The 22,368-nt window shown below is 63.7% G+C and carries 24 protein-coding genes, 1 tRNA gene and 2 pseudogenes; 4 read left to right on the top strand and 23 right to left on the bottom strand.

Going from position 1 to position 22,368, the window contains the following annotated elements:
- Nucleotides 1–26 precede the first annotated feature (26 nt).
- Nucleotides 27–971 carry a LysR family transcriptional regulator gene (locus Q0C42_RS05055; RefSeq protein WP_295072922.1) on the top strand — a complete coding sequence of 315 codons (945 nt, stop codon included), beginning with the start codon at nucleotides 27–29 and terminating at the stop codon, nucleotides 969–971.
- Between the two features lie 22 nt (nucleotides 972–993).
- On the opposite strand, the gene Q0C42_RS05050 is transcribed toward Q0C42_RS05055, so the two are convergent.
- From Q0C42_RS05050 to Q0C42_RS05035, 4 genes are all read right to left on the bottom strand, one after another.
- Nucleotides 994–2,544: an ABC transporter permease gene (locus Q0C42_RS05050; RefSeq protein ID WP_295072919.1), complete on the bottom strand. Its 1,551-nt coding sequence runs from the start codon at nucleotides 2,542–2,544 to the stop codon at nucleotides 994–996.
- Complete coding sequence (locus Q0C42_RS05045; RefSeq protein WP_295072916.1) at nucleotides 2,534–3,304, bottom strand: ABC transporter ATP-binding protein; 771 nt, start codon at nucleotides 3,302–3,304, stop codon at nucleotides 2,534–2,536. The genes Q0C42_RS05050 and Q0C42_RS05045 overlap by 11 nt, the downstream gene beginning before the upstream one ends.
- Complete coding sequence (locus tag Q0C42_RS05040) at nucleotides 3,304–4,200, bottom strand: ABC transporter substrate-binding protein (RefSeq protein WP_295072913.1); 897 nt, start codon at nucleotides 4,198–4,200, stop codon at nucleotides 3,304–3,306. Before Q0C42_RS05040 ends, Q0C42_RS05045 begins: the two co-directional genes overlap by 1 nt.
- A 109-nt stretch (nucleotides 4,201–4,309) precedes the next feature.
- On the bottom strand, nucleotides 4,310–5,068 hold the full coding sequence (locus Q0C42_RS05035) for a 5-formyltetrahydrofolate cyclo-ligase (RefSeq protein ID WP_295072911.1): 759 nt from the start codon (nucleotides 5,066–5,068) through the stop codon (nucleotides 4,310–4,312).
- Nucleotides 5,069–5,133: 65 nt separating this feature from the next.
- Here Q0C42_RS05035 and Q0C42_RS05030 point away from each other — a divergent pair, with 65 nt between their 5' ends.
- Nucleotides 5,134–5,982 (top strand): MurR/RpiR family transcriptional regulator, encoded by an 849-nt coding sequence (locus Q0C42_RS05030; protein ID WP_295072908.1) that lies wholly within the window; start codon nucleotides 5,134–5,136, stop codon nucleotides 5,980–5,982.
- Nucleotides 5,983–6,057: 75 nt separating this feature from the next.
- On the opposite strand, the gene hisD is transcribed toward Q0C42_RS05030, so the two are convergent.
- The 6 genes from hisD to Q0C42_RS05000 all read right to left on the bottom strand — a co-directional run bounded on the left by hisD (nucleotide 6,058) and on the right by Q0C42_RS05000 (nucleotide 11,891).
- Nucleotides 6,058–7,365: a histidinol dehydrogenase gene (gene hisD / locus Q0C42_RS05025; protein WP_295072905.1), complete on the bottom strand. Its 1,308-nt coding sequence runs from the start codon at nucleotides 7,363–7,365 to the stop codon at nucleotides 6,058–6,060.
- Between the two features lie 16 nt (nucleotides 7,366–7,381).
- Nucleotides 7,382–8,242, bottom strand: coding sequence for an ABC transporter permease subunit (locus Q0C42_RS05020; protein ID WP_295072903.1), 861 nt, complete (start codon nucleotides 8,240–8,242; stop codon nucleotides 7,382–7,384).
- The gene (locus tag Q0C42_RS05015) at nucleotides 8,239–9,027 is read right to left on the bottom strand and encodes a taurine ABC transporter ATP-binding protein (protein WP_367115717.1); all 789 of its coding nucleotides are present in this window, start codon (nucleotides 9,025–9,027) and stop codon (nucleotides 8,239–8,241) included. The genes Q0C42_RS05020 and Q0C42_RS05015 overlap by 4 nt, the downstream gene beginning before the upstream one ends.
- A gap of 64 nt (nucleotides 9,028–9,091) precedes the next feature.
- A complete protein-coding gene (locus Q0C42_RS05010) occupies nucleotides 9,092–10,084 on the bottom strand; it encodes an ABC transporter substrate-binding protein (protein WP_295072899.1) in 993 nt (330 codons plus the stop codon).
- Nucleotides 10,085–10,129: 45 nt separating this feature from the next.
- Nucleotides 10,130–10,846 (bottom strand): amino acid racemase, encoded by a 717-nt coding sequence (locus Q0C42_RS05005; RefSeq protein WP_295072897.1) that lies wholly within the window; start codon nucleotides 10,844–10,846, stop codon nucleotides 10,130–10,132.
- A gap of 25 nt (nucleotides 10,847–10,871) precedes the next feature.
- Nucleotides 10,872–11,891 carry a D-cysteine desulfhydrase gene (locus Q0C42_RS05000; RefSeq protein ID WP_295074314.1) on the bottom strand — a complete coding sequence of 340 codons (1,020 nt, stop codon included), beginning with the start codon at nucleotides 11,889–11,891 and terminating at the stop codon, nucleotides 10,872–10,874.
- Between the two features lie 108 nt (nucleotides 11,892–11,999).
- Here Q0C42_RS05000 and Q0C42_RS21610 point away from each other — a divergent pair.
- Nucleotides 12,000–12,110: pseudogene (locus Q0C42_RS21610) on the top strand (LysR family transcriptional regulator); the annotation flags it as partial.
- A gap of 66 nt (nucleotides 12,111–12,176) precedes the next feature.
- Nucleotides 12,177–12,917: a substrate-binding domain-containing protein gene (locus Q0C42_RS04995; protein WP_295072894.1), complete on the top strand. Its 741-nt coding sequence runs from the start codon at nucleotides 12,177–12,179 to the stop codon at nucleotides 12,915–12,917.
- A 237-nt stretch (nucleotides 12,918–13,154) separates the two neighbouring features.
- Here Q0C42_RS04995 and Q0C42_RS04990 read toward each other — a convergent pair.
- The 13 genes and pseudogenes from Q0C42_RS04990 to Q0C42_RS04930 all read right to left on the bottom strand — a co-directional run.
- Nucleotides 13,155–13,230, bottom strand: a tRNA-Phe gene (locus Q0C42_RS04990).
- Nucleotides 13,231–13,290: 60 nt separating this feature from the next.
- A complete protein-coding gene (locus tag Q0C42_RS04985; protein ID WP_295072891.1) occupies nucleotides 13,291–13,467 on the bottom strand; it encodes a DNA gyrase inhibitor YacG in 177 nt (58 codons plus the stop codon).
- Complete coding sequence (locus tag Q0C42_RS04980) at nucleotides 13,464–14,504, bottom strand: ribonuclease E/G (RefSeq protein WP_295072887.1); 1,041 nt, start codon at nucleotides 14,502–14,504, stop codon at nucleotides 13,464–13,466. Before Q0C42_RS04980 ends, Q0C42_RS04985 begins: the two co-directional genes overlap by 4 nt.
- Nucleotides 14,501–15,076, bottom strand: a complete 576-nt coding sequence (locus Q0C42_RS04975; RefSeq protein ID WP_295072884.1) for a nucleoside triphosphate pyrophosphatase — start codon at nucleotides 15,074–15,076, stop codon at nucleotides 14,501–14,503. The genes Q0C42_RS04980 and Q0C42_RS04975 overlap by 4 nt, the downstream gene beginning before the upstream one ends.
- Nucleotides 15,077–15,132: 56 nt before the next feature.
- Nucleotides 15,133–15,351, bottom strand: a complete 219-nt coding sequence (gene infA / locus Q0C42_RS04970) for a translation initiation factor IF-1 (protein ID WP_050523081.1) — start codon at nucleotides 15,349–15,351, stop codon at nucleotides 15,133–15,135.
- A gap of 101 nt (nucleotides 15,352–15,452) precedes the next feature.
- The gene (locus Q0C42_RS04965; protein ID WP_295072880.1) at nucleotides 15,453–17,066 is read right to left on the bottom strand and encodes an AMP-binding protein; all 1,614 of its coding nucleotides are present in this window, start codon (nucleotides 17,064–17,066) and stop codon (nucleotides 15,453–15,455) included.
- Between the two features lie 9 nt (nucleotides 17,067–17,075).
- On the bottom strand, nucleotides 17,076–17,474 hold the full coding sequence (locus Q0C42_RS04960) for a RidA family protein (RefSeq protein WP_295072877.1): 399 nt from the start codon (nucleotides 17,472–17,474) through the stop codon (nucleotides 17,076–17,078).
- Entirely contained in the window at nucleotides 17,467–17,880 is a 414-nt protein-coding gene (locus tag Q0C42_RS04955; RefSeq protein ID WP_295072875.1) for a thioesterase family protein, read from the bottom strand. The genes Q0C42_RS04960 and Q0C42_RS04955 overlap by 8 nt, the downstream gene beginning before the upstream one ends.
- Complete coding sequence (locus Q0C42_RS04950) at nucleotides 17,877–19,013, bottom strand: acyl-CoA dehydrogenase family protein (RefSeq protein ID WP_295072872.1); 1,137 nt, start codon at nucleotides 19,011–19,013, stop codon at nucleotides 17,877–17,879. Before Q0C42_RS04950 ends, Q0C42_RS04955 begins: the two co-directional genes overlap by 4 nt.
- A gap of 61 nt (nucleotides 19,014–19,074) precedes the next feature.
- Complete coding sequence (locus Q0C42_RS04945; protein WP_295072870.1) at nucleotides 19,075–19,887, bottom strand: enoyl-CoA hydratase family protein; 813 nt, start codon at nucleotides 19,885–19,887, stop codon at nucleotides 19,075–19,077.
- Nucleotides 19,884–20,312, bottom strand: coding sequence for a MarR family winged helix-turn-helix transcriptional regulator (locus Q0C42_RS04940; protein WP_295072868.1), 429 nt, complete (start codon nucleotides 20,310–20,312; stop codon nucleotides 19,884–19,886). Before Q0C42_RS04940 ends, Q0C42_RS04945 begins: the two co-directional genes overlap by 4 nt.
- Complete coding sequence (locus Q0C42_RS04935; RefSeq protein ID WP_295072865.1) at nucleotides 20,309–21,046, bottom strand: SDR family NAD(P)-dependent oxidoreductase; 738 nt, start codon at nucleotides 21,044–21,046, stop codon at nucleotides 20,309–20,311. Before Q0C42_RS04935 ends, Q0C42_RS04940 begins: the two co-directional genes overlap by 4 nt.
- Nucleotides 21,043–22,368 (bottom strand): annotated as a pseudogene (locus Q0C42_RS04930) (bifunctional salicylyl-CoA 5-hydroxylase/oxidoreductase); the annotation flags it as partial. The gene Q0C42_RS04935 and the pseudogene Q0C42_RS04930, both read right to left, overlap by 4 nt.

The following is a 22,368-nucleotide window of genomic DNA, read 5'->3' as shown; positions in this document are numbered from 1 at the left end:
GATCAATATATCATCTGGTTATGAAAATGAGCGAGATTCACCTTATCCAGCTTTCGGCGGTGGTGGACGCCGGCAGCGTCAGCAAGGGCGCTGCGGCCCTTGGCGTTTCCCAACCGGCACTGTCGCGATCGCTGTCGCAACTGGAAGCGCGCGTGGGCAAGCCATTGTTCGTGCGGAACCGACGTCCACTGCAGGCGACACCCTTGGGAGTGCAATTGGCCACACATGGCCGGCGCATCCTTCTGGAAAGCCGTCGGGCGAGCGAGGCGGTTCAAAGCCTGGTGCGCGGCACCCGCGGACTGGTGCGGGTGGGCGGCGTGCCCTTCTTCATGGATGCCATGATCAGCAGGATCATCGCATCCTTCCACAACCAGCATCCCGACGTGGATTTCCAGCAAAGCTACGGCAACTTGTCCGAGGTCGGAAATGGATTGCGGGCAGATCAGCTTGACATAGGGATCGTTCCGTTGGGAACCTCGGGTGAACCGGAGGGACTTGCATTCACCGCCATCCTGGCCGCGCGGAACGTCGTCTGCTGCCGGATCGGCCATCCCCTCCAGCAAAGCAAGCGCATTTCCACAGGTGAACTGGGGCACTATCCGTGGATCGCACCGCTTCCTGGTTCGCCGCTGCTGGCCGACCTTTTCGCCATCCGATCATCGTTAGGGTCGGTTGACCTCAACATTCGCTACTCTGGGGGGTCGCTACTTTCGGTGATGAACTACATGTCCGAAACCGACGCGCTTGCCATCCTGCCGTTTTCCGTCTGGTTTGCCGAGCGCAAGCACAGCCGCCTGGCCGTCCTTCCGGTCGACATTCCGCAGCCGCAACGAAACCTGGGGATCCTGCAGGTTCCGGGTTTCGCCACCAACCCGGCCGCTGCGGCCTTTGCGGACTATGTCGTGCAGTCCTTCGAATCCATGCAGCAACTGATCCTGCGCCACGAGAACGCGGTCATCTGGCGACGCTAGGTGCAACACACCGTCGGAGTACCTAACTCCGACCCACCATTCCCATGCGTCTGAGGACCGCCCTCTCGGTCCATTGCGCCGCCAAGTATAGGATCACGGACAGGATCACGCTGACTGCTGCCACGGTCCAGATCATTCCGAAATCTAGATAGCCGCGCGACTGGTTCAAGAGGTTGCCCAAGCCACGGCCTGTCGCCAGCCATTCGGCGATCATCACGCCCAGCAGGGCGCGCGGCGCAGTCAGGCGCACGGCCGCAAAAAGCCACGGGACGGAAGCCGGCAGGGTAACGAGGCGCATTTCACGCCAGCCGGTCGCGCCATAGGCACGCGGCAGTTCCAGCGCTGCGCGGGGAACCTGTGCGATGCCTTGTGCGATCATGACGTAGGCCGGGAAGAAGGTCACCGATATGGTGATCCAGAGAGTAACTGCGGTCCCCCGCCCGAGAAGGAGCACCAGCAGAGGCGTCAGGGCAACCAGCGGCATGGTCTGCGTCACCAGGGCCACCGGAAGGAAGGCGCGCGTGAAGGCGGGCGTCAGGCGCCCTGCAACTGCAAGCGCAAAGGCAAAAGCCAGACCAGCCGCCATCCCGACCAGCGTAATGGGCAGGGTTTCCGCAAGGGCGGCCAGCAGCCTTGATTGGGCGGTCGGCGCGCTGTCGGCAAGGAACAGATAGTCCACCACGCCCCAGGGAGTCTTTCCAAGCATGTCCGGCACGTTCAGGGCCCAGAGGATGACCCACCAGACTGCAAAGGGCATGAGGATGGCCCCAACGCTTAGGACGGGAGAGGATCGATCGGCCAGCACTCCAGGCGGTGCGGCGGGGTTCAGGCTAAGCGAAATCGACGCGCCCAGCATCCGGCGCGAGATCAGCGCGAAGACGCCATAGGACAGGCCGGCGATGACGGTGGCCACCAAGCCGATACCCCAAAGCCGGTCGGGTTCGCCTCGGCCCAGCGAGCCCAGCAGATAGGCACCGAGGCCGAACCGCCCGCCGCCGCCGAATTCGGCCAGGATTGCGCCCAGAACGGCGTTGGGAGCCGCGACGCGGAACCCCGACAGGATCGCAGGCACCGCGCCACGTATCTGCACCAGACGCAGGACAGCGCCGCGCCCACCGCCGTATGCACGGACGATGTCAGCGGCGCGGGTGTCATACTGGGAAAGCCCCGTCACGGTCGCCTGCATGGTGACGAAGTAGACGCCCAGCGCTGCCAGCACGATGCGGGGCGTCATCCCCTCCAGCGTCAATGTCAGGATCGGTGCGATGGCAATCGGTGGCAGCGCAAAGATCGCGATGTTGACGCCTCGGAACAGCCGTTCTGCCGTACGGGACATCACGAAAAAGAGGCCGGCAAGAACCGCCAGGAGGTTCCCGATCACGAAGCCCGCACCGGATGCGAAAAGTGTGGCCGTCACATGGGCCGGGTAATCGGCCCGGTCCACCCACAGCCGCACGAGGATTTCCGAAAGCGCCGGCAGCGCGCCTGAAGCCACAAGATCGAACCGCCCCACCAGCTCCCATGCGGCCAGCAGCAGGACCGGAGCCAGCCACCTGCGCAGGTTAGCGCCCATGCAGGACCCCTGCGATCCGGTCACATAGGTCGTGGAAATGTGGTGCGGAGAAGAGCGTCGGTTCGCGGGGGCGCGGCAGGTCGATTTCAACGATATCGATGATCCGGCCCGGTGCGGCCTGCATCACCGCCACCCGGTCCGCCAGGAAGACAGCCTCGTCGATCCCATGCGTGACCAGCAGAGTGGTCACCCCGGTTTCAGCCCAGATCCGCTGCAGTTCGATGTTCATCTGGCGCCGCAAGATCTGGTCCAGCGCGCCAAAGGGTTCGTCCAGGAAAAGCACGCGTGGCTCGCTGACCAGGGCGCGCGCGATGGCGACGCGCTGGCGCATCCCGCCTGACAACTCGCCCGGCAGCGCATCCTCGTATCCCTTCAGTCCCACGAGTGCGATCAGGTCACGAATACGCCCCGCCGCAGGGCCTGTGTCTCGGCCCAGAACCTCCAGTGGAAGGGCGATGTTTCGGGCCACCGTCCGCCAGGGCAAGAGCCCCGCATCCTGGAATGCAACGCCGGTGATGCCGCCCGCTGTCGCCCGTTCCGGGGGCTGACCGCCGATCTCGACCGTGCCGGCATCCAGGGGCTCCAGCCCCAGAGACGCCCTCAGGACGGTGGACTTGCCGCAGCCTGACGGCCCGATCAGCGCGGTGAAGCTGCCGGGCGGACAGGTGAGGGTGACGTCCCGCAGGGCCTCGACCAGCTTGCCGCGACCGTGAAAGGTCTTGGTCAGGCCAGAGAGCTGAATCCCTGCGGGTGCCGTCATCAGATCTCTTCCAGAAGCGTCGTGTCGAACATGTCGCGCGTGGCCTTGATGCCCACCTTGGACAGCGCCTCGATGTTACCGGCGATGCCCTCCTCGGTCATCGAGAACACGCCTCCTGCGGCTTCGATCAGCGGCTTCTGCGCGATGTTGAAGAATATCTCGTTTTCGATCGTGCGGCCGGTGCCCGCGAAATGCGTGTCGGCCCACTTCGGCGGCCATGCTGCGGGGTCGATGTTGTTCTCGTCCCAGCCCTTGCGGCTGGCGCGGAGCCAGGCGACCAGTTCCTTGCGCTTGGCGGCAAGCACGTCCTCGGTCACCACAACGGTGTCGTTGTAGATCGTGTAGCCGAAATCATACAGGAGGAAGGAGGTTGCCTCCTCGCCCGCTTGACCGATGGTGTAAGGCACGTTGGTCGTGAAATCGAGGCTGGCGTCAATCTCGCCCTTGATCAGCGGTGTGGGATCGTAGGCGTACGGGACGATGTTCACGCTGGCGCGGTCGATGCCGTTCGCGGCCAGCACGGCCTCGACGCTGATGGTGTTCACCGGGGGCACGGCGATTGTCTTGCCCACCATATCGGCGGGGGTGGTGATCGGAGCCTTCTTGAGGCTGACGATGCCGATGGGGTTCTTCTGATACTGCGCGCCGATGATCTTGAACTTGGCGCCCTGTTCGGTGATCGCCTTGATCGTGGTGTCCGGCGTTGTCAGCGCCAGGTCCGCGCGGCCGGCAACGATGGTGCTTTCGGGGATCACGTCCGGACCGCCCGGGAGGTAGGTCAGATCCAGCCCCTCGGCCGTGTAGTAGCCTTGGTCCATCGCCAGGAAATAGCCGGCAAACTCGGCGTCGTTGATCCAGGCGGCCTGCATTGCGAAGGGCGTCGCAGCACGGGCCATTCGAGGAGCGAAGGGCAGCGTTGAAGCGGCTGCGGCGGTGGACAGAAAGGATCGGCGGGACAGAGAGACTCTCATGGCAGCAGTCCTGTTGTTTGAAGGGTTGAAATTGTCAGGCAATCCCCTGAATGCGCTGCAATTCCTGCAACGGCGGGGTGTTGGCGATCTGTTGGGGCTCAAGGAGGTTCCACTTCACGCCCGACGGGCGCTTGGCGCGGCGTTCGACCTTGTGCAGGCCCGAGGGCGTGGCGATCCAGTCGACCAGAATGTCGGTTTCGGACGGGGTCAGCTTTTCCTGGACGAGTTGGCAGTCATGCACCACGGCGACCACCGGCGTCGTCTCGTCCACGAGGCCAAGGTCGGTGAACATGCCCCATTCGAGGTCAAAGAACCCGTGGCCCTTGCCGAAGCGGACGCCGTCGACTGATACGGCAGAGGCCCCGGTGACCATGAAGTCGAACCGCCCGCGGCGGGCAACTTCCTCCAAGGTGATCGGGCGGGCGAAATGCTCCATCCCGTCCAGCCAGGCCGCGTAAAGCTCGGCTCCCTTCGGGACCATGCCCGGCTCCATCAACAGGAAACCACGGTATATGCCGTAGGTCGACATCACGAAGGGCTTGCCTTCTGCGATCATTCGTCGGCGCAGGTCCACCAGACAGTTGTCCGGCGTGATGAAAGCGAAGCTGGTCTGCTGGTAGGCCGACATCCTCACCAGATGCTCGGTCGCCGCCTCCGAGCCTTCGAAATCCGGGATCACCTCGGCGAAGTTCAGATGGAAGCGCGTGTCGGGCTTGGCCACATGATGCAGCTTTGACCAAATCTGCTGGCGGATGATCTTGGATTTGGACATGATCGACCTGTGTCGTTTCATTGTTTCATCACTTTGAAACGACGGTTTCACAAATGCAAGCGCGCTGATGCGCAACGTGTAGGCACATGGCGACGCGTCTAACACTCAGAATCCAGGAGAGAATTTCTCGGCTGACGAAGTCCGAGCAGAATTTGGCCGTTCTACTGCTTGAGAATCAGACACTGATCGAAACACACAGCGCCACAGAGTTGTCGGCACTTGCCGGGGTTTCAAAGGCCACCACGGCCCGCTTCTTCCGCAACCTGGGCTATACCGACTTTGACGAGGCACGCACCCAGGCACGCGAGGAACGCAACCGCAAGCAGCCCTACGCCTATTCGCAGGCCGCGGCTGACCCTGGCGCGCTGGGACGATCCATTGCCGATCATCTGGAGCTGGAATTGCTGAACCTGACCCGCACTTTCGAGGAGATGCGTCCCGACCTTCTGACTGAAGCGGCCCGATTGATCCTGGATGCGCCGCGCGTCTGGTGCATGGGCTTTGGTGCCGAGGAAGGCCTTGCACGCCTCGCGCGACTGACATTTGCCCGCCTTCGTCCGGATGTCCATCTGCTTGCGGCCAGCCCGGGGGCCTGGGCGGAAGATCTGGCCATGACCGGCCCGCGAGACGTGCTGCTTTTGCTGACGCTAGAGCCGAGGCCAAAGTTCCAGTCGTCTCTCACCGCCTATGCGCGCACCTCGCGGATGAACGTGATCACCCTGACCGACCACCGCTACCTCGCGCGCGCGCAGCGGTTTTCACGGCTTGCCATCGGAACCCATGTCGCAACCTACGGGGCGCTGCCGACGCATACGACGCTGACAAGTCTGGTCCGCCTTCTGGCAGTCGCCTTCATTGGCCACGCAGGAGAGCCGGCACGTCAGCGTCTGAGTGTCATTGACGAGATCAACGAGGAAATCGATCTCTTCGAATAGCGACCCTTCCGACCAGCGCAGAGAGCAACGCCCGGTCAGGCGGAGGCGTCAGACGGACACAGAACGACCAAGTGATCAGACAGACACATCTAACCCAACGTCGAAGGTCTCTTCCGGGAAGAACTTCGCCAGACGGATGTCCGCTGAACGCGCATGGCCCTCCATCCCCTCAAGCCGCGAGATCCGGGCAGTGGCCTCGGCCAGCGGGCGCGCTGCGTCGCGGGTGGCGCGTTGCCAGGTCACGGTCTTCATGAACTTGTGCACTGAAAGCCCGCCGGTGTACCGAGCCGCGCCAGAGGTGGGGAGAACATGGTTCGGGCCGGAGGTCTTGTCCCCGAAAGCCACCGTCGTTTCCTCTCCCAGAAACAGCGAGCCATAGGCGGTCAGGCGGCCAAGCCACCAGTCAAGGTCGGAAGCCTGGACGTGCAGATGTTCCGGGGCATAGCGGTCAGCAACCGCGGCCATCTCCTCGCGACTGGTACAAAGGATCACTTCGGCCATGTTGTCCCAGGCGGCCCGCGCGCTTTCGCGGTTCACCTCGGGAAGGGACCCGATCAGGTCCGGCACCAGACGGATCACCGCGAGCGCCAGTGCCTCGTCGGTGGTCACCAGCCAGACAGGAGAATTGTAGCCGTGTTCGGCCTGGCCGACCAGATCGTATGCGACCATCTCGGCATCAGCGCTGGAGTCCGCCAGGACCATGCTGTCGGTGGGGCCAGCGAACATGTCGATGCCAACCTGGCCGAAAAGCATCCTCTTGGCTTCGGCCACGTACTGGTTGCCCGGTCCGACCAGGATATCCGCTTTGGGCAGGCCGAAGTGACCGTGCGCCATCGCGGCCACCCCCTGCACGCCACCAAGGTTCAGGATCACATCGGCACCGCAAAGGTCCATCGCATAGAGGATCGCGGGCGGAATCCCGACGCCCGGGCGAGGCGGGGAGCAGGCTGCAATATGCGGGACGCCCGCAACCTTGGCCGTGGTGATGGTCATGATTGCGCTGGCGACGTGACTGTACCGGCCACCCGGCACATAGCAACCGGCTGCGGCCACCGGGATCTGCTTCTGTCCTGCCGTCAAACCCGGCAGGATCTCGATCGCACAGTCCGACAATGTAGCGCGCTGCGCTTCGGCAAAACGGCGGATGTTGGCATGGGCGAAGCGGATGTCCCGCTTCAGTTGCTCTGGCACCTGGCTGGCTGCCGCCGCCAGAGTTTCGCGCGAGACGATGATGTCACCCGTCCACTTGTCGAAGGTACGGGAATAGTCGCGCACCGCCTTTTCGCCTTCGATCATGATGCGCGCCAGCATGACCTGTACCAGGTCGCGGACATCCTGGTGGTCAGTGTCGGCAGACTTCGTGGCCGTCTTGAGATAGATCATCGGGGGGTCTTTCGGTTCACATACGGCCCTTCCAGGGCACCAGACGGCGTTCAAGGAAGCGCATCACAAGGTCGAATGTGATCGCGATGGCGGCAATCACGAAGATGCCCATGATCACCACCGAGGTCTGCAGGAACTGGCTTGCGGACAGGACCATGTAGCCAAGGCCCTTGGTGGCTGCGACCATCTCGGCCGCGACGAGGGTGGTCCAGCCAAAGCCGATGCCGACCCGCATGGCGGTCAGGATCTCGGGCATGGCAGAGGGCAGGATCACGTAGCGCATCACCTGCCAGCGGGTCGCACCAAAGGAATAGGCCGCGTGAATCTGCTCGATCGCCGCCGACTTCACGCCCGAGCGGGCACCAAGCACGATGGGCGCGAACATCGACAGGAAGATCAGCAGGACCTTTGACGTCTCGTCGATACCGAACCAGATGATCATCAACGGAAGGTAGGCAAGAGGCGGAATCGGGCGGTAGAACTCGATCGGCGGATCAAAGATGCCGCGGATGGTCGGGCTCATCCCCATCGCCAAACCAAGGGGCAGACCGATCAGGCAGGCGAGGACGAAGGCCCCGAAGACCCGCAGGGTCGAGGTAAGCGTGTGTTCGAGGAAGGAGGTGTTGGTGAAGCCTTCGTTCCAGATCTGGACGAACTTGGCCAGCACAGCCTGCGGCGCGGGGACGAAAAGCGGCTTGACCCAGCCAAGCGTCGTGACCAGCCACCAGACGAAAAGCATCGTCGCGACCGATGCGACCGAGAGCCAGAAGGTGTTGCCCTGGCCTGGCACACCATAGATTTCTCCGGGCTTGGTGGGACGGGCGCGGGCGAGCCGGGCGACCAGGCCGGGGGTCTTCGGCGGCTTGGACAGGGTCACTCTACGGCCTCCTCGTCAGCGAAGATGATGTTCAGAACCTTTTCCCGCAGCGCGATGAACTCGGGCGAGGCCTTGACCTGCCGCGCCGGTGCACCGCCCTGAAACTGGCGCGAGAACGGGAGGTCGAAGACATGGGTGATCCGGCCCGGGCGGGGCGACATCACGATCAGCTTGGTGCCCATGAACAGCGCCTCTTCGACGCTGTGGGTGATGAAGAAGACCGACTTCCCGGTTTGGCCCCAGATCTTCAGGATCAGTTCCTGAGCCTTCTCCCGGGTCAGCGCGTCCAGCGCGCCGAGGGGTTCGTCCATCAGCAGAATTTTCGGGTCGCACGTCAGCGCCCGGGCGATGCCCACACGTTGCTGCATGCCGCCTGACAGTTTGTAGACCGGCGAGCTTTGAAAGCCGTCCAGACCCAGAAGGCCGATGTATTCGTTGGCGGTCCTGTAGCGTTCCTGCTTCGGAACACCTTGGATCTGGAGTCCAAATGCCACGTTGTCGATTACGTTCAGCCAAGGCAGCAGCGCGTGTTTCTGGAACACCACGGCCCTGTCGGCCCCAGGCCCGATCACCGGCCGGTCGTCCAAAGTCAGGGTCCCGGACGAGGGCGACAGAAACCCTGCGATCAGGTTCAGAAGCGTGGACTTTCCGCAGCCGGAAGCGCCCAGCGCCACGACGAACTCGCCCTCGGCAATCGCAAGATTGATCTCGCTAAGTGCTGCAACCGGCGCACGGCCATCGGCAGCAGGGTAGACGACCGAGACATGATCGATGTTCAGGCTCAAAGGCCGGTCCTTCCAAGCGATGGATACGCCCGGGCCGGTTAAGGCCCGGGCGGCAGGGTCTGGTTTACTGCGCCGCAGCAGCGGCAGCGTAGGTCGGGTTCACGAAGGACGAATAGTCGTCCAGCGCGGCGTCGATGCGGCCCGCGGTGACCAGGAAGTCGGCAGTGGTCTTGATCTTCGGCGCGGCGCTGGCGAGCCAAGCCTCGCCGGTCTGCTCGGCCATCGGCAGGAAGGTGAAACCTTCCAGGATGCCGGGCACCTGGGCCGGATCAGCGCCTGTAGCCGCCGCCAGCGTCTTCACTTCGGCGCTGTCGGCCGTCCAGGCAGCCGGGTCAGCCAGGTACATGCCATTGACCTTGTCCACAGCCTTCAGGAAGGCCACGACCTTTTCTGGATTGGCTTCGGCAAAGGGCTTGCTGACCACCCAGCCGTCATAGGTCGGGAAGCCCCACTCGGCGGTCTGGTCGGCGCCCACGATCAGCTTGCCGGTCTTCAGGATCTCGGACTGCACCGGCTGCCAGATCCAGGCCGCGTCGATGGTGCCCTGCCCCCAGGCCGCGGCGATGTCGTCAGGCTTCATGCCGACAATGTTGACGTCGGCTTCGCTGAGGCCCTCGTGCTGAAGCGCACCCATCAGCGAGTAATGTGCGGTCGAGCCGATCGGAACTCCTACCGTCTTGCCCTTGAGGTCAGCCACACTGGCGATGCCGGAGTCGTTGTGAGCGATCAGCGATTCCGCTTTGCCGATGACGTCGGAATAGGCGATCAGCTCGATCTCCAGGCCGGAGCTCGCGCCAATTGCAATGGGCGAAGAGCCAAGCTCGGACAGGACCACGTCGCCCGAGGCCATCGCGGCGATCACGTCCGTCCCCGCGTCGAACTTGCGCCATTCGATTTCCCATCCGGTGGCCTCAGCCAGTTCATCCGAGGCAGAGAGCATCTGCATGGGGGTGGGGTTGCCGAAATGGCCGATGATGATCTTCTCGGCCAGTGCCTGTCCGGCCAGCAGGGCCGATGCGGCAGCGCCCAGAAGAATGTGCTTCAGTTTCAGGCTCATGACTTTCTCCTCTGTTGGTTTTTTTGTTGTCTGTTGGTTCAAGTGTCATACGACGTTGGTTGCCCCCCTTTGACTGTCCTCCAGAGCGAAGCCGGTGATGGCCGCAACCAGGACGTCCAGCGTGTCGAAGGCGGTCACGCCAACCGCCGTCGCATCGGAAAGCAACGAGTACTCGGTGCAGGCAATCATCTGCACGGAGGCGCCCCGCTGCAAGAGTGCATCTGATGCAGTCCGCAGCGCCACGGCCGTTTCCGGGTCTGGCCCGACCGCCTTGATCCGACGGATGGCCGCCAGCATCTTGGCTTCGTCATCAGGGTAAAGCGCCTGGAGGCCACACCGGGCCAGAGGCGCGTCGAAAAGACCGATCTTCCTGACAGCAGGTGAGGCCAGAATGCCCACCCGTCCGTCCAGTCCCGCAAGCTCTGCCGCCCGACGCACCGACAGGTCGACCATGTCGAGCAACGGCACTTTCACCGCTGCCCGGATCGCTGGGGCGTAGTGGTGCGCGGTGTTGCACGGCATGGCCAGAGCCTCGGCTCCGGCTACGACCAGGCGCTCCGCCATCCGGGCCAGGACCGGGCCGGGGTCATCTCCCGAACCCTCGATCAAATGGCGCATGCGCGAGGGAACTTGCGGGTTCTGATCAACGATCAGCGGGATATGATCAGCGTCATCGACGGCGGGAACGGCATCCAGAAGCTTCTGCATCAGGAGAAGGGTCGCCTGCGGCCCCATGCCCCCAAGGATTCCGACCCGCCGCATCTATCCTCGCCTTTCAGTCATGCCTTCAAACCACCAAAGCCTTTCGCTCTTCGGCAAAGATCGCATCGTAGCCGAACAATCCCGCTGCACCACCAGTGTGCAGGAAGACAACCCTCTGGCCTTTGCTGAAATGGCCCTTGCGGACGAGGTCGATCAGACCAGCTGCCCCCTTGCCGGAATAGACCGGGTCCAGCAGAATGCCTTCCAGCTGCGCGAACATCGCGATTGCCTCCAGCGTATCGGCCCGCGGGATGCCGTATCCGGCACCGACATAGCTGCAATCCGCGACCACGTCGCCCCGGCTGACCACAGTGGGGCATCCCAGTTTTTCCGCCGTGCGTTGGGCCAAAGCGAAGACGTTCTCTTCCTGCTTTTCCTTTGGGGCCCGCACCCCGATGCCCAAGAGCGGAATCCCCGCGTTCATGGCCTTGAGCCCGGTGATCAGCCCGGCCTGGGTCCCCGCACTACCCGTCGCGGTCACCAGATGGTCGATCACCAGACCGCGGTCATTGGCCTGAGCGACCAGTTCGAAGGCGCAGTTCACGTAACCAAGTGCGCCCGTCGGATTCGAGCCGCCTCCGGGGATGATGTAGGGCTTGCGTCCGTCACCGCGAAGGCGATCGGCGAGGAGTTCCATCTCGGCTGGCATGTCCACCCCACCGGCGCGTCGGGACGTTGTCGCCCCGTGCAGATGGTCCAGCAGAACATTGCCATTGGTGTTATAATTGGAATCGTTCGAGCCCGTCCTGTCTTCCAGCAGGATATGACAGGCAACCCCCAGTTTTGCCGCGAAGGCCGCCGTCTGCCGCGCGTGGTTCGACTGGGTGGCACCCTGCGTTATCACCGTATCTGCGCCCTGAGCGAGAGCTTCGGCCATCAGGAATTCAAGCTTTCGCGTCTTGTTGCCGCCGGTGGAAAGACCGGTGCAGTCGTCACGCTTGATCCAGATTTCGGGCCCACCCAGTTCTTTGGAGAGGCGATCCAACCGCTCCAACGGGGTTGGAAGATGGGCCAGGAAAATGCGCGGAAAGCGGGCGAGATGCATGCGTAGTTCCCCGTGTAACTTGCGGAAGGCAACATTTGCAAAGGCGATTGGCAATTGCAAATGCGAAATATGCGGAATAACTTGTAGAAGCTGCAAGTTGAGGACCCAATGCGTCTGGAATGGCTGGAAGACATTGTGGCGATCGCGCAGACCGGATCGTTCAGCGGTGCGGCCGAACGCAGGAACCTGACGCAATCCGCTTTCTCGCGCCGCATTCAGCAGATCGAGGATTATGTCGGGGTCAAACTCTTTGACCGCAGCCGCAAGCCGGTGCAGCTGCGAGCGATGACGCAAGGCCATGCCGCCCAGATTGAAGAGCTGGCAACAGCCTTGCGGCAACTGGTGATTGACTTGCGCCGGGGCGATCGCATGGCGTCAAACCGCATAGTCATCGCCAGCCAGCATTCTCTGACCGCGTCGCTTGCCCCGCGGATCATTCAAGACCTCCACGACAAGGGGCCGGGTATCTATGTTCGTTTGCGCTCGGCAAATCTGGACGAGTGCTTCGGGCTGCTTTTGTCAAGAAACGCCGACCTTGCCATCGTCTACGGCGTGCCAGGAGCCGATGCATTTGCCAAAGACTACCTGGAGTCCGTCGACCTATGGTCGGACCGCCTGATTCCGGTCTTGCGTCCAGACCTTGCGCTGGAGGTCCTGGCCGGAATCGAGACCTCCGAACTCCCTATCGTGGCTTACCCACGGGAAGTCTTCTTTGGCACCATCATGGCAGAGCGGATCCTGCCGGCGTTGGCTCCGACGACCGTCGCATTGCCCAGGGCCGAGACGGCCCTGACCATCGCGGCGTTGGAAATGGCCGCCGCGGGCGTCGCCGCGGCGTGGGTTCCCGAAACCCTGGCTGCAATTGCCATCGCGCAAGGGCGGCTTACGGATCTATCCGCGGTCCTGCCCGTCTGTCCGCTTTCAATCCGGGCAATGCGGCTGAAAGGGCACCGTGGCCCGGCAGAGGACATGATCTGGGATCAGATTCTGGCCCTGTGCGGCGGCAAGATTGCGTTGCCGGAGTAGCAGGGGGTGCGGATTGGCGCCCACGTACGAAGGATTAGCTGCAGCGTGGTTTGCAGGGACCCCGGTATGGGCTTCGAGTTGCCCCTCGAATGTCTCTTCAGTCGCCCGTGCGCCCACCTTAGGTCTCAGCGATATTCACGACGAAGGTGTTGATTTAACATCGCTCTACCCAGCGAAATGCGCACTATCGGTCCAGCTGTTGATCTGACCGTAAGTAACTGCCTGCGTTGGATTAGATGGTGCCCAGAGCCGGAATCGAACCAGCGACACGCGGATTTTCAATCCGCTGCTCTACCAACTGAGCTATCTGGGCACCGTTTGGTGGGCGGGTGATACCCAAGCGGCGGGGGGCTGTCCAGAGGGAAAACACCCCTTAGTGCGCCCGGGGTGGGGTCTCTTCCGGCGGCACCTCTTCGGCTTCATCCTCGGTTTCCGCCGGTATCCGGTAGCTTTCGTTCAGCCAGCGGCCTAGGTCCACGTCGGCACAGCGGCGGGAGCAGAAGGGGCGGTAATCGGCGGCAGTTGGCTTGCCGCAGATCGGGCAGCTCATGGCAGAAGCTCCGACAACGGCAGGCGGTCGCGCTTGCGGGTCAGCTCATAAAGGCCGAGCGTGGTCCAGCCGGCAAGGTTCGCCTCGCCGTCGGTCTTGAAGGCGGCCTTCAGGACCTGGTCCAGGATATGACGGTCACGCTTGGGCATCGGGGCGAAGTCCACCACCACCTGCCCTCCCAGGCCGCGCAGCCGCATCTGGCGCGGCAGGTCGCGGGCGGCGGCGATGTTGGCCTTCAATGCCGCCGCGGGTGAGGTATCCGGGCCGGTGTTCACGTCAACCGCGACGAGGGCTCTGGTCGGCTCGATCATCATGTGACCACCGGCATCCAGCGCAACGCGGGGAGCCCGCAGGGCGTCCAGCATCTCGGCCACGCCGTGGCGTTCGAAGCTTTCAGGGTCGGTGTCGGCATCGTCCACTGCCGGCTCGAGCCAGTCGCGGAACGCGAGGTCGTGGGCCGTGGGACCATCGACCAGCAGTTCGGGCGGACCAGAGTTGTCGGCAAGCACCGCCTCTGCAAGGCCACGCATTGCGGCGATGTCTTCGGCGATGGCCTGATCCTCGGCCTCAAGGCAACTGGAGCGCAGGATCAGGCCAAGCTGCTCATTTGCGCCTGTCATTCCGGTCTGCGCCAGAGCGGAGAGTTCCGCACGCCGCTCCTCGTCCTTGATCTTGCGCGAAATGTTCAGGCCCGGTGCGTCCGGAGTGACGATTGCAAACCGCGACTTGAACAGCAGGCGCGATGTGACGGGGATGGCCTTGCCCGGTTCAGCCGGCCCGGTAACCTGGACGAGCAGCCGCTGTCCGGGGGCTACGCCAGAGATCTGTCTAAGAAAGCCCGAGGTGCCGTCGGGCAGCTTGACGAAGATGCCGCCCTGGCCTTTGACCGGACGGTCGGCGACGGCCCGGTAGATCGCACCCGGGACGGCCATGTCGCCCAAGGGGTCAATGGCAAGCTCTTCCAGCTGCCCGTCGACCAGCAACGCCGCCGCCTCGCGGCCGTCGATCTCGTCCAAAACCAGCAAACGGCCCTTCATTCCTGCCTCCAGACCGGATAGCCGATCGCTGTCAAAAGTACCGCCGTTTCGGCCACGGGCAGGCCCATGATGCCGGTGAAGGACCCCGAGATCCAAGGGATGAAGGCACCCGCAAGTCCCTGGATCCCATAGCCGCCGGCCTTGCCCTGCCATTCGTTGCTGGCGAGATAGCCGTTCAGTTCTGCATCGGAAAGGCGCTTCATCTTTACCGTGCTGAGACTTTCCCGCACCAGCACCCGGTCACCGCGCCGCACCGCTATACCGGTGATTACCTGATGGCGGCGACCAGCAAGTGCTGTCAGGAAAGCCGCCGCCTCGCCAGCATCGGCCGGTTTGCCAAGAATGCGGCGGCCCAGGGCAACCGTCGTATCGGCGCAAAGGACTACATCATCAGGCCCTGCAGGCACGGCCAAAGCCTTTTCCCGCGCAAGCCGCAGGCAATAGGGCCGGGGGAGTTCTCCCTTGCGGGGGTCCTCGTCGATGTCCGGGGGCAGGATCAGGTCGGGCACGATGCCCAGCTGCTCCAGCAATTCCTTGCGGCGCGGGCTGGCTGATCCCAAAATGAGACGCATTCAGAAATCCACGCGCATCTGGGTCCGAAAACCGGTTCCCACGTTTCGGGATGCGCTCACTTGAAGCGGTAGTTGATGCGGCCCTTCGACAGGTCGTAGGGGGTCATTTCGACCTGAACCTTATCGCCGGCCAGAACACGGATGCGGTTCTTGCGCATCTTGCCTGCCATCACCGCGATCAACTCATGGCCGTTCTCGAGTTCGACCCTGAATGTCGCGTTCGGCAGGAGTTCCTTCACGACACCGGGGAATTCGAGAATGTCTTCCTTGGCCATGGTCTCTCCATTGCAGATGGGCCCGCAGGTTGATCCCCGCAGGCTTCCGGGGGGCGATATGCCCCTGATGGGGGGGGGATTCAAGCGGATTCTGGAATAGGTCAGGTCCGCAGGCGGAAACGCTGGATCTTGCCGGTCTGGGTCTTGGGCAACGCATCGGTGAAAACTACCCGACGGGGGTACTTGTAGGGCGCGATGGCGCGCTTGACGTGGTCCTGCAGGATCTTGACCAGAAGGTCGTCTGGCGTGTGCCCTTCTGCCAGGACCACATGCGCCTCAACCACCTGGCCCCGCTCCTCATCCGGTGAGCCGATGACAGCGCATTCCAGCACGGCGGGATGTGAGAGGAGCGCTGCCTCCACCTCCGGCCCCGCGATGTTGTAGCCGGCACTGATGATCATGTCGTCGGACCGCGCAGCAAAGTGGAAGCGGCCCTCTTCGTCCTGCCAGAAACTGTCGCCAGTCAGGTTCCATCCCGCCTTGACGTACTTCTTCTGCCGCTGGTCCGAGAGATACCGGCACCCGGTTGGCCCGCGCACAGCCAGCCGCCCGACTTCCCCGCGGGGAAGCTCCTGCATGTCATCGCCCACGATCCGGGCCTCATAGCCGGTCACGGGCCGTCCAGTGCAGGCCGGATGGTGATCATCAAAGCGGTTGGTGATGAAGATGTGCAGCATCTCGGTCGCGCCGATCCCGTCCAGCATGGGCTTGCCGGTCTTCTGCATCCACTCCTCATAGACCGGGGCTGGCAGCGTCTCGCCGGCGCTGACCGCCGCCCGCAGGGACGACAGGTCCGCCCCTTCCGCCATCGCTTTCAGCATCACGCGGTAGGCTGTGGGCGCGGTGAAGCAGACCGTGGCGCGGTGCTTCTGGATGATCTCGATCATGTTCGGCGGGGAGGCCTGCTCCAGCAGCGCCGCTGCTGCCCCGAAGCGCAGTGGAAAGACCGCGAGGCCCCCAAGGCCAAAGGTGAAGGCCAGGGGAGGAGAGCCGACGAAGACATCTTCCGGCGTTACGCCAAGCACCTCTTTCGCATAGCCGTCGGCGATGATCATGAGATCGCGGTGAAAGTGCATGGTCGCCTTCGGCTCGCCCGTCGTGCCCGAGGTGAAGCCCAACAGCGCCACGTCGTCCCGCCCCGTCGGCACTGCCTGGAACTTCACCGACTTCGACAGCGCCACCCGGTCCAGTTCGGCATCATGGTTCGCCGTGCCGTCAAAGCCCACCACGGTTCGAAGGTGGCGCGAGCCCTTGGCGCAGGCGACCAGTTCTTCCATCAGCCGAGTATCGCACAACGCATGAGTGATCTCGGCTTTGTCGACGATCTGCGAAAGCTCGCCCGTGCGCAGCATCGGCATGGTGTTGACCACCACCGCGCCCGCCTTTGTCGCCGCCAGCCAGCAGGCCACCATCGCCGGGTTGTTGGCCGACCGGATCAGCACCCGGTTGCCGGGCTTGACCCCGTAATCCTCGGCCAGCGCGTGGGCGATGCGGTTCGACCAGTCGGTCAATTCCTTGTACGTGCGGCTCCGCCCGTTGCCGATCAGAGCCGTGTTGTCGCCGAAGCCCTTGGCCACCATCGCATCGGTCAGTTCCACGCCGACATTCAGCCACTCCAGATAGTCGAAGCCCTGCAACCTGATCTCCGGCCAATCCTCTGGCGCGGGTAGCCGGTCGCGGCTGAACGAGTCGCTATGTCCTGTAGGTCCCAGCATGTCGACTCCTCACGCTTTCGGAATGACGGCAGTCGCCTCGATTTCCACTTTTGCCCGGTCCTCGACCAGCGCCACCACCTGCACCAGAGCCATCGCCGGATAGGTCCGCCCGATCACCGCCTTGTAGACCAATCCCAACTCCTTGAGACTGCCTAGGTATTCCCGCTTGTCGGTCACGTACCAGGTCAACCGCACGAGATGTTCCGGCCCTGCCCCGGCCTCGCCCAGCACTTCGACGATGGACCGCAAGGCCTGTCCCACCTGGCCCACGAAGTCGTCTGTCTCGAACTCCTGGTCAGCATTCCAGCCGATGATCCCGCCGGTAAAGACCATGCGCCCTTCAGCTGCGATACCGTTGGAATAGCCCCGCGCCGCTTTCCAGTGCTTGGGATGAAGAACCTCATGCATCCTGTGTCTCCCTGTACCGCTCCAGAGCCGCCCGCATCTCTGCGGGCCAGGGCGCCGCCTTCATCCCGTCGATCCAGGCGAGCGTCATCCCAACCTTCAGCCGCAAACCATCCGGGCCATGCCCTTCGACCCACATCTTCACCGACGAGCCCCCGACCTTCTCCACCCGAAGCGTGAACCGCACCTTCTCGCCCAGCCGCGAGGCCTTCTGGAACACGGCCTCCATCGCCACCGTGGGCACCCCATTGGATGCGCCAAAGTGCATGGAAGCGAACGAACGCCCGACCACATCGGCAAAGAAGTTCTCGATGACCGAGTTCACCATTTCGAAGTAACGGGGATAGAAGACGATCCCCGCCGGGTCGCAATGGTTGAACTCGATCTGGATCAGGCGCTCGTAGGTCATCCAAGGATGCTCCGCGCAATGACGATCCGCTGCACGTCACTTGCGCCCTCATAGATCCGCAGCGCCCGGATCTCGCGGTAAAGGCTTTCGACTGCGAAACCCTGCCGAACCCCATCGCCACCATGCAACTGGACGGCCATGTCGATCACACGCTGTGCGGCCTCGGTGGCATAAAGCTTCGCCATTGCGGCTTCGCGGCTGACCCGCGCCGCGCCCATGTCCTTTACCCAGGCCGCCCGGTAGACCAGCAGCGCCGCGGCGTCGATTTCGAGCGCCATGTCCGCCAGGTGCCCCTGCACCAGTTGCAGTTCGCTGAGGGTTTGCCCCTGGATACGGCGGCTCTGTGTCCGATCCAGAGCTTCGTCCAGGGCACGCCGCGCAAATCCCAGTGCAGCCGCCCCGACGGTCGAGCGGAAGACGTCCAGCACCGACATCGCGATCTTGAACCCCTCGCCAGGCTTGCCGATCAACGCACCCGCCGGAAGCTCCACCCCGTCAAGCCGCAGATGCGCCAGGGGATGTGGCGCCATCACCTCGATCCGGCTGACCACCTCCAGTCCCAAGGCATCGGCAGGCAGCAGGAACGCCGACAACCCCTTGGCCCCTGGAGCCTCGCCAGTCCGCGCGAAGATCACATAGACATCGGCAATCCCGCCGTTCGAGATATACGTCTTGTCCCCCGACAGACGCCAGCCGCCCTGCACCCGCTCCGCCACCGTCGCCGTCGCGGCCACGTCCGATCCGGACCCCGGTTCGGTCAGCGCAAAGCCGGAAATCGCCTGTCCAACCCGCGTCCGCCCCAGCCACTCGCGCTGCTCACTGGTCCCGAACAGCGACACCGCCCCCATCCCCAGCCCCTGCATCGCAAAGGCAAAATCCGCCAGCCCGTCATGCCGCGCCAGCGTCTCGCGGATCAGGCACAAGGACCGCACGTCGAGCCGCTCCCCCTCGGCCGCGCCCGAATGCTTCAGCCAGCCCCCCGCCCCCAAAGCAGCGACCAGGGCCTTGCAGGCTGCATCCACATCGCCATGTGACACCGGCAGGTTGGCCGCGCACCACTCCTCCAGCGCCGCCGCCAGCTCGCGGTGGCGGGGCTCGAAAAACGGCCAGTTCAGGAAGGTGACATCGCTCATTTCATCTTTGCCCAAATATCCCGCGGGGGGTCCGGGGGCTGCGCAAGCCCCCGGTCCGCCATCAGTCCCCCTGAAACACCGGCTTTTCCTTGGCGACGAAGGCCCGGTAAGCGCGCTCAAAGTCCTTCGTCTGCATGCAGATCGCCTGAGCCTGCGCCTCGGCCTCGATTGCCTGCTCCAGCCCCATGTTCCATTCCTGGTTCAGCTGCGTCTTGGTGACCCCGTGTGCAAAGGTCGGCCCCGAGGCCAGCCGTCGCGCCAGCGCCATCGCCTCGGTCTCCAGCGCATCGGCAGCATGAAGCGAATTCCAGAAGCCCCAGCGTTCGCCCTCCTCGGCGCCCATTGTACGCCCGGTGTACAAAAGCTCTGCTGCCCGACCTTGTCCGATGATCCGAGGCAGCATTGCGCAGGCCCCCATGTCGCTGCCCGCCAGCCCGACCCGGGTGAACAGGAACGCACACTTGGCTGAGGGCGTCGCCAGCCGCAGGTCCGAGGCCATAGCGATGATCGCCCCGGCCCCCACCGCGACCCCGTCAACCGCCGCGATGATCGGCTTGCCGCAGCCGATCATCGCCTTGACCAGATCACCCGTCATCCGGGTGAACGCCAGCAGATCCTTCATCGGCAACCCGATCAAGGGGCCGATGATGTCATGCACATCACCGCCTGAACAGAAGTTCCCCCCGTTCGAGGAAAAGACCACGACGTCCACATCCGACGCATAAACCAGCGCCCGGAAGGTGTCGCGCAGCTCGGCATAGCTTTCGAAGGTCAGCGGGTTCTTCCGGTCGGGCCGGTTCAGTCGGACCACGGCGATCCGGTCCTCGACCTCCCAAAGGAAATGCTTCGGCACCAGATTGGCCATTGTCGTCATCGTCCCATCCTCTTCAGGATCGCGGTCATCTGGTCCAGTTCGTCTTCCGTCAAGTCCGAGAAGTGCCGAGCCACCTCGGCCTCATGCCCCTCGGCCATCGTCTCGAAGGCCCGGGTGCCTTCCGCCGTCAAAGCGACATGCACCGTCCGGCGGTCCACCTCCGAAGGCGTGCGAAGCACAAGTCCCTCGCCCTCCAGCCGGTCGACCACCGCCGTTGCATTCCCGTTGGACACCAGCAGCATCCGGGATAGCTCGCTCATCGTTACGCCCTCGCGACGGCGGTACAAGGCGGCCATCACATCGAAGCGCGGCAGCGTGGTCTCGTGGTTTAGCCGCAGGTATTCCCGAAGCTCGTTCTCGGCCGCACGGGTCACGCCCAGAAGCCGGATCCACATCTTAAGCCGTCGCTTCGAGCCCTCGCTCATACCTCGCCCCCCGAGATCGCAAGGCAGGCCCCGTTCACCCCTGACGCCCCATCCGACGCCAGATACAGCGCCGCCGCCGTCACCTCGGATGGTTGGTACAGCCGACCCTGCGGGCTAAGCGCCTCCAGCGCCGCACGTGCCTCGGCCAAAGATTTCCCGGTCTTCTCCGCAATCACCTGCACCGAATGGTCAGTCATCGGGGTATCCAGAAACCCCGGACAGATCGCGTTGACCGTGATCCCCTTCCGCGCCACCTCCAGCGCGAGCGACCGCACCAGACCCACCACGCCATGCTTCGCCGCCGCATAGGGTGCGACCTTGGCATAGCCCTTCAGGCCCGCCGTCGAGGCAACGGCGATCAGCCGTCCATTCCCGGCAAACTGCCCCAAAGCCTCACGGAAGGTCAGGAAAACCCCCGTCAGGTTCACAGCGATCATCGCGTTCCACTGCGCCAGCGTCGTCTTTGCCATCACCCCGCTGTCGGCGGCCCCCGCATTCGCGATGATGATATCGCAAGCACCCACCGCCGCGTACATCTGTTGCACGGAAGTCTCGTCTGTGACGTCGGCCTGCACCCAACGCGCGCCCAAAGGCTCTGCCACGGCGCGCAAGGCCTCTCCGCGACGGCCTGCAATCACCACCTCAGCCCCTGCCCCGGCAAAGCCGCGCGCCAGGTCGGCCCCGGCACCAGAGCCGCCACCCGTGATCAGCACGCGCTTGCCCTGCAGCGTCATGCGCGGATCACCTCTTGCGCCCGCGCCTGCAACCGCAACGCCTGGTCGCGGCCGTTGAGATAGGGGTTCGGCCAGAACACCTTGTCATCCCCCGCCTGCACCGCCGCGTGCAGCGTCCAGTAGGGGTCGGCCAGATGCGGCCGCGCAAGCGCCACAAGATCGGCCCGGCCGGCCAGAAGGATGCCGTTCACCTGATCGGCCTCGGTGATGTTGCCCACCGCGATCGTGGCAAGGCCAGCCTCGTTGCGGATGCGGTCGCTGAAGGGGGTCTGGAACATCCGACCATAGACCGGCATCGCATCTGTGCTGGTCTGGCCGGCGCTTACGTCGATGACATCGGCACCTGCTTCCGCGAAAGCTTTGGCAATCTCCACCGCTTCGTCCGGGGTCACCCCTTCGTCCCCAACCCAGTCGCTGGCAGAGATGCGGACTGACATCGGCTTTCCCGCCGGCCAGGCCGCCCGCATCGCACGGAACACTTCAAGAGGCCAGCGCATCCGGTTCTCCAGGCTTCCGCCATACTCGTCGGTCCGGATGTTTGATTTTGGACTTATAAAGGATGATATCAGATATCCATGCGCCGCGTGAAGTTCGATAATGTCAAATCCGGCCCGCGCCGCCATTTGGGTCGAGCCAACGAACTGCTCGCGCACCAGGTCCATGTCGGCCCGGGTCATCGCCTTCGGAACCGCATTCCGGCTGCTCCACGCGACCGCGCTTGCACTCATCACCGGCCAGTTCCCGTCGACCAAGGGAGCATCCCCCTCCTCCCAGCCCAGCTGAGTGCTGCCCTTCCGTCCTGAATGGCCGATCTGACAGCACAGCTTGGCCTTGGTTTCTGCATGGACGAAGTCCACCAGCCGCTTCCACGCAATCTCATGCTCCGGCGCATAAAGCCCCGGACAGCCCGGAGTGATCCGGCCTTCGGGCGAGACACAGGTCATTTCCACATACACTAGGCCCGCCCCACCCTTGGCGCGTTCAGCGTAATGGACGAAATGCCAGTCGGTCGGACAGCCATCCACCGCCCTGTACTGCGCCATCGGGCTGACGACGACCCGGTTCTCCAGCCGCATGTCGCGCAGCTGGAACGGCGCGAACATTGGCTGGCGGCCGGGTTGACCACCCGCCTGCGACTGGAACCAGTCCTCTGCCGTTCTCAACCATGCCGGGTCGCGCAGGCGCAGGTTCTCGTGGGAGATCCGCTGGCTGCGCGTCAAAAGGGAATAGGCAAACTGCATCGGTGCCATGTCGAGATAGCGTTCGACCCGCTCGAACCACTCCAGGCTGTTCCGCGCCGCCGATTGCAGGCGCAACACCTC

Source organism: Tabrizicola sp. (assembly GCF_022842145.1).
Classification (GTDB): domain Bacteria; phylum Pseudomonadota; class Alphaproteobacteria; order Rhodobacterales; family Rhodobacteraceae; genus Tabrizicola.
Note: the sequence above shows the minus strand (reverse complement) of the source record. Positions and strands in the feature narration are given on the sequence as shown.

Excerpts from the sequence above, each read along its gene's own strand:
- Q0C42_RS05055 (WP_295072922.1), top strand. The coding sequence starts at position 27 with ATGAGCGAGATTCACCTTATCCAGCTTTCGGCGGTGGTGGACGCCGGC.
- Q0C42_RS05050 (WP_295072919.1), bottom strand. The coding sequence starts at position 2,544 with ATGGGCGCTAACCTGCGCAGGTGGCTGGCTCCGGTCCTGCTGCTGGCC.
- Q0C42_RS05045 (WP_295072916.1), bottom strand. The coding sequence starts at position 3,304 with ATGACGGCACCCGCAGGGATTCAGCTCTCTGGCCTGACCAAGACCTTT.
- Q0C42_RS05040 (WP_295072913.1), bottom strand. The coding sequence starts at position 4,200 with ATGGCCCGTGCTGCGACGCCCTTCGCAATGCAGGCCGCCTGGATCAAC.
- Q0C42_RS05035 (WP_295072911.1), bottom strand. The coding sequence starts at position 5,068 with ATGAAACGACACAGGTCGATCATGTCCAAATCCAAGATCATCCGCCAG.
- Q0C42_RS05030 (WP_295072908.1), top strand. The coding sequence starts at position 5,134 with ATGGCGACGCGTCTAACACTCAGAATCCAGGAGAGAATTTCTCGGCTG.
- hisD (WP_295072905.1), bottom strand. The coding sequence starts at position 7,365 with ATGATCTATCTCAAGACGGCCACGAAGTCTGCCGACACTGACCACCAG.
- Q0C42_RS05010 (WP_295072899.1), bottom strand. The coding sequence starts at position 10,084 with ATGAGCCTGAAACTGAAGCACATTCTTCTGGGCGCTGCCGCATCGGCC.
- Q0C42_RS05005 (WP_295072897.1), bottom strand. The coding sequence starts at position 10,846 with ATGCGGCGGGTCGGAATCCTTGGGGGCATGGGGCCGCAGGCGACCCTT.
- Q0C42_RS05000 (WP_295074314.1), bottom strand. The coding sequence starts at position 11,891 with ATGCATCTCGCCCGCTTTCCGCGCATTTTCCTGGCCCATCTTCCAACC.
- Q0C42_RS04995 (WP_295072894.1), top strand. The coding sequence starts at position 12,177 with ATGACGCAAGGCCATGCCGCCCAGATTGAAGAGCTGGCAACAGCCTTG.
- Q0C42_RS04985 (WP_295072891.1), bottom strand. The coding sequence starts at position 13,467 with ATGAGCTGCCCGATCTGCGGCAAGCCAACTGCCGCCGATTACCGCCCC.
- Q0C42_RS04980 (WP_295072887.1), bottom strand. The coding sequence starts at position 14,504 with ATGAAGGGCCGTTTGCTGGTTTTGGACGAGATCGACGGCCGCGAGGCG.
- Q0C42_RS04975 (WP_295072884.1), bottom strand. The coding sequence starts at position 15,076 with ATGCGTCTCATTTTGGGATCAGCCAGCCCGCGCCGCAAGGAATTGCTG.
- infA (WP_050523081.1), bottom strand. The coding sequence starts at position 15,351 with ATGGCCAAGGAAGACATTCTCGAATTCCCCGGTGTCGTGAAGGAACTC.
- Q0C42_RS04965 (WP_295072880.1), bottom strand. The coding sequence starts at position 17,066 with ATGCTGGGACCTACAGGACATAGCGACTCGTTCAGCCGCGACCGGCTA.
- Q0C42_RS04960 (WP_295072877.1), bottom strand. The coding sequence starts at position 17,474 with ATGCATGAGGTTCTTCATCCCAAGCACTGGAAAGCGGCGCGGGGCTAT.
- Q0C42_RS04955 (WP_295072875.1), bottom strand. The coding sequence starts at position 17,880 with ATGACCTACGAGCGCCTGATCCAGATCGAGTTCAACCATTGCGACCCG.
- Q0C42_RS04950 (WP_295072872.1), bottom strand. The coding sequence starts at position 19,013 with ATGAGCGATGTCACCTTCCTGAACTGGCCGTTTTTCGAGCCCCGCCAC.
- Q0C42_RS04945 (WP_295072870.1), bottom strand. The coding sequence starts at position 19,887 with ATGACGACAATGGCCAATCTGGTGCCGAAGCATTTCCTTTGGGAGGTC.
- Q0C42_RS04940 (WP_295072868.1), bottom strand. The coding sequence starts at position 20,312 with ATGAGCGAGGGCTCGAAGCGACGGCTTAAGATGTGGATCCGGCTTCTG.
- Q0C42_RS04935 (WP_295072865.1), bottom strand. The coding sequence starts at position 21,046 with ATGACGCTGCAGGGCAAGCGCGTGCTGATCACGGGTGGCGGCTCTGGT.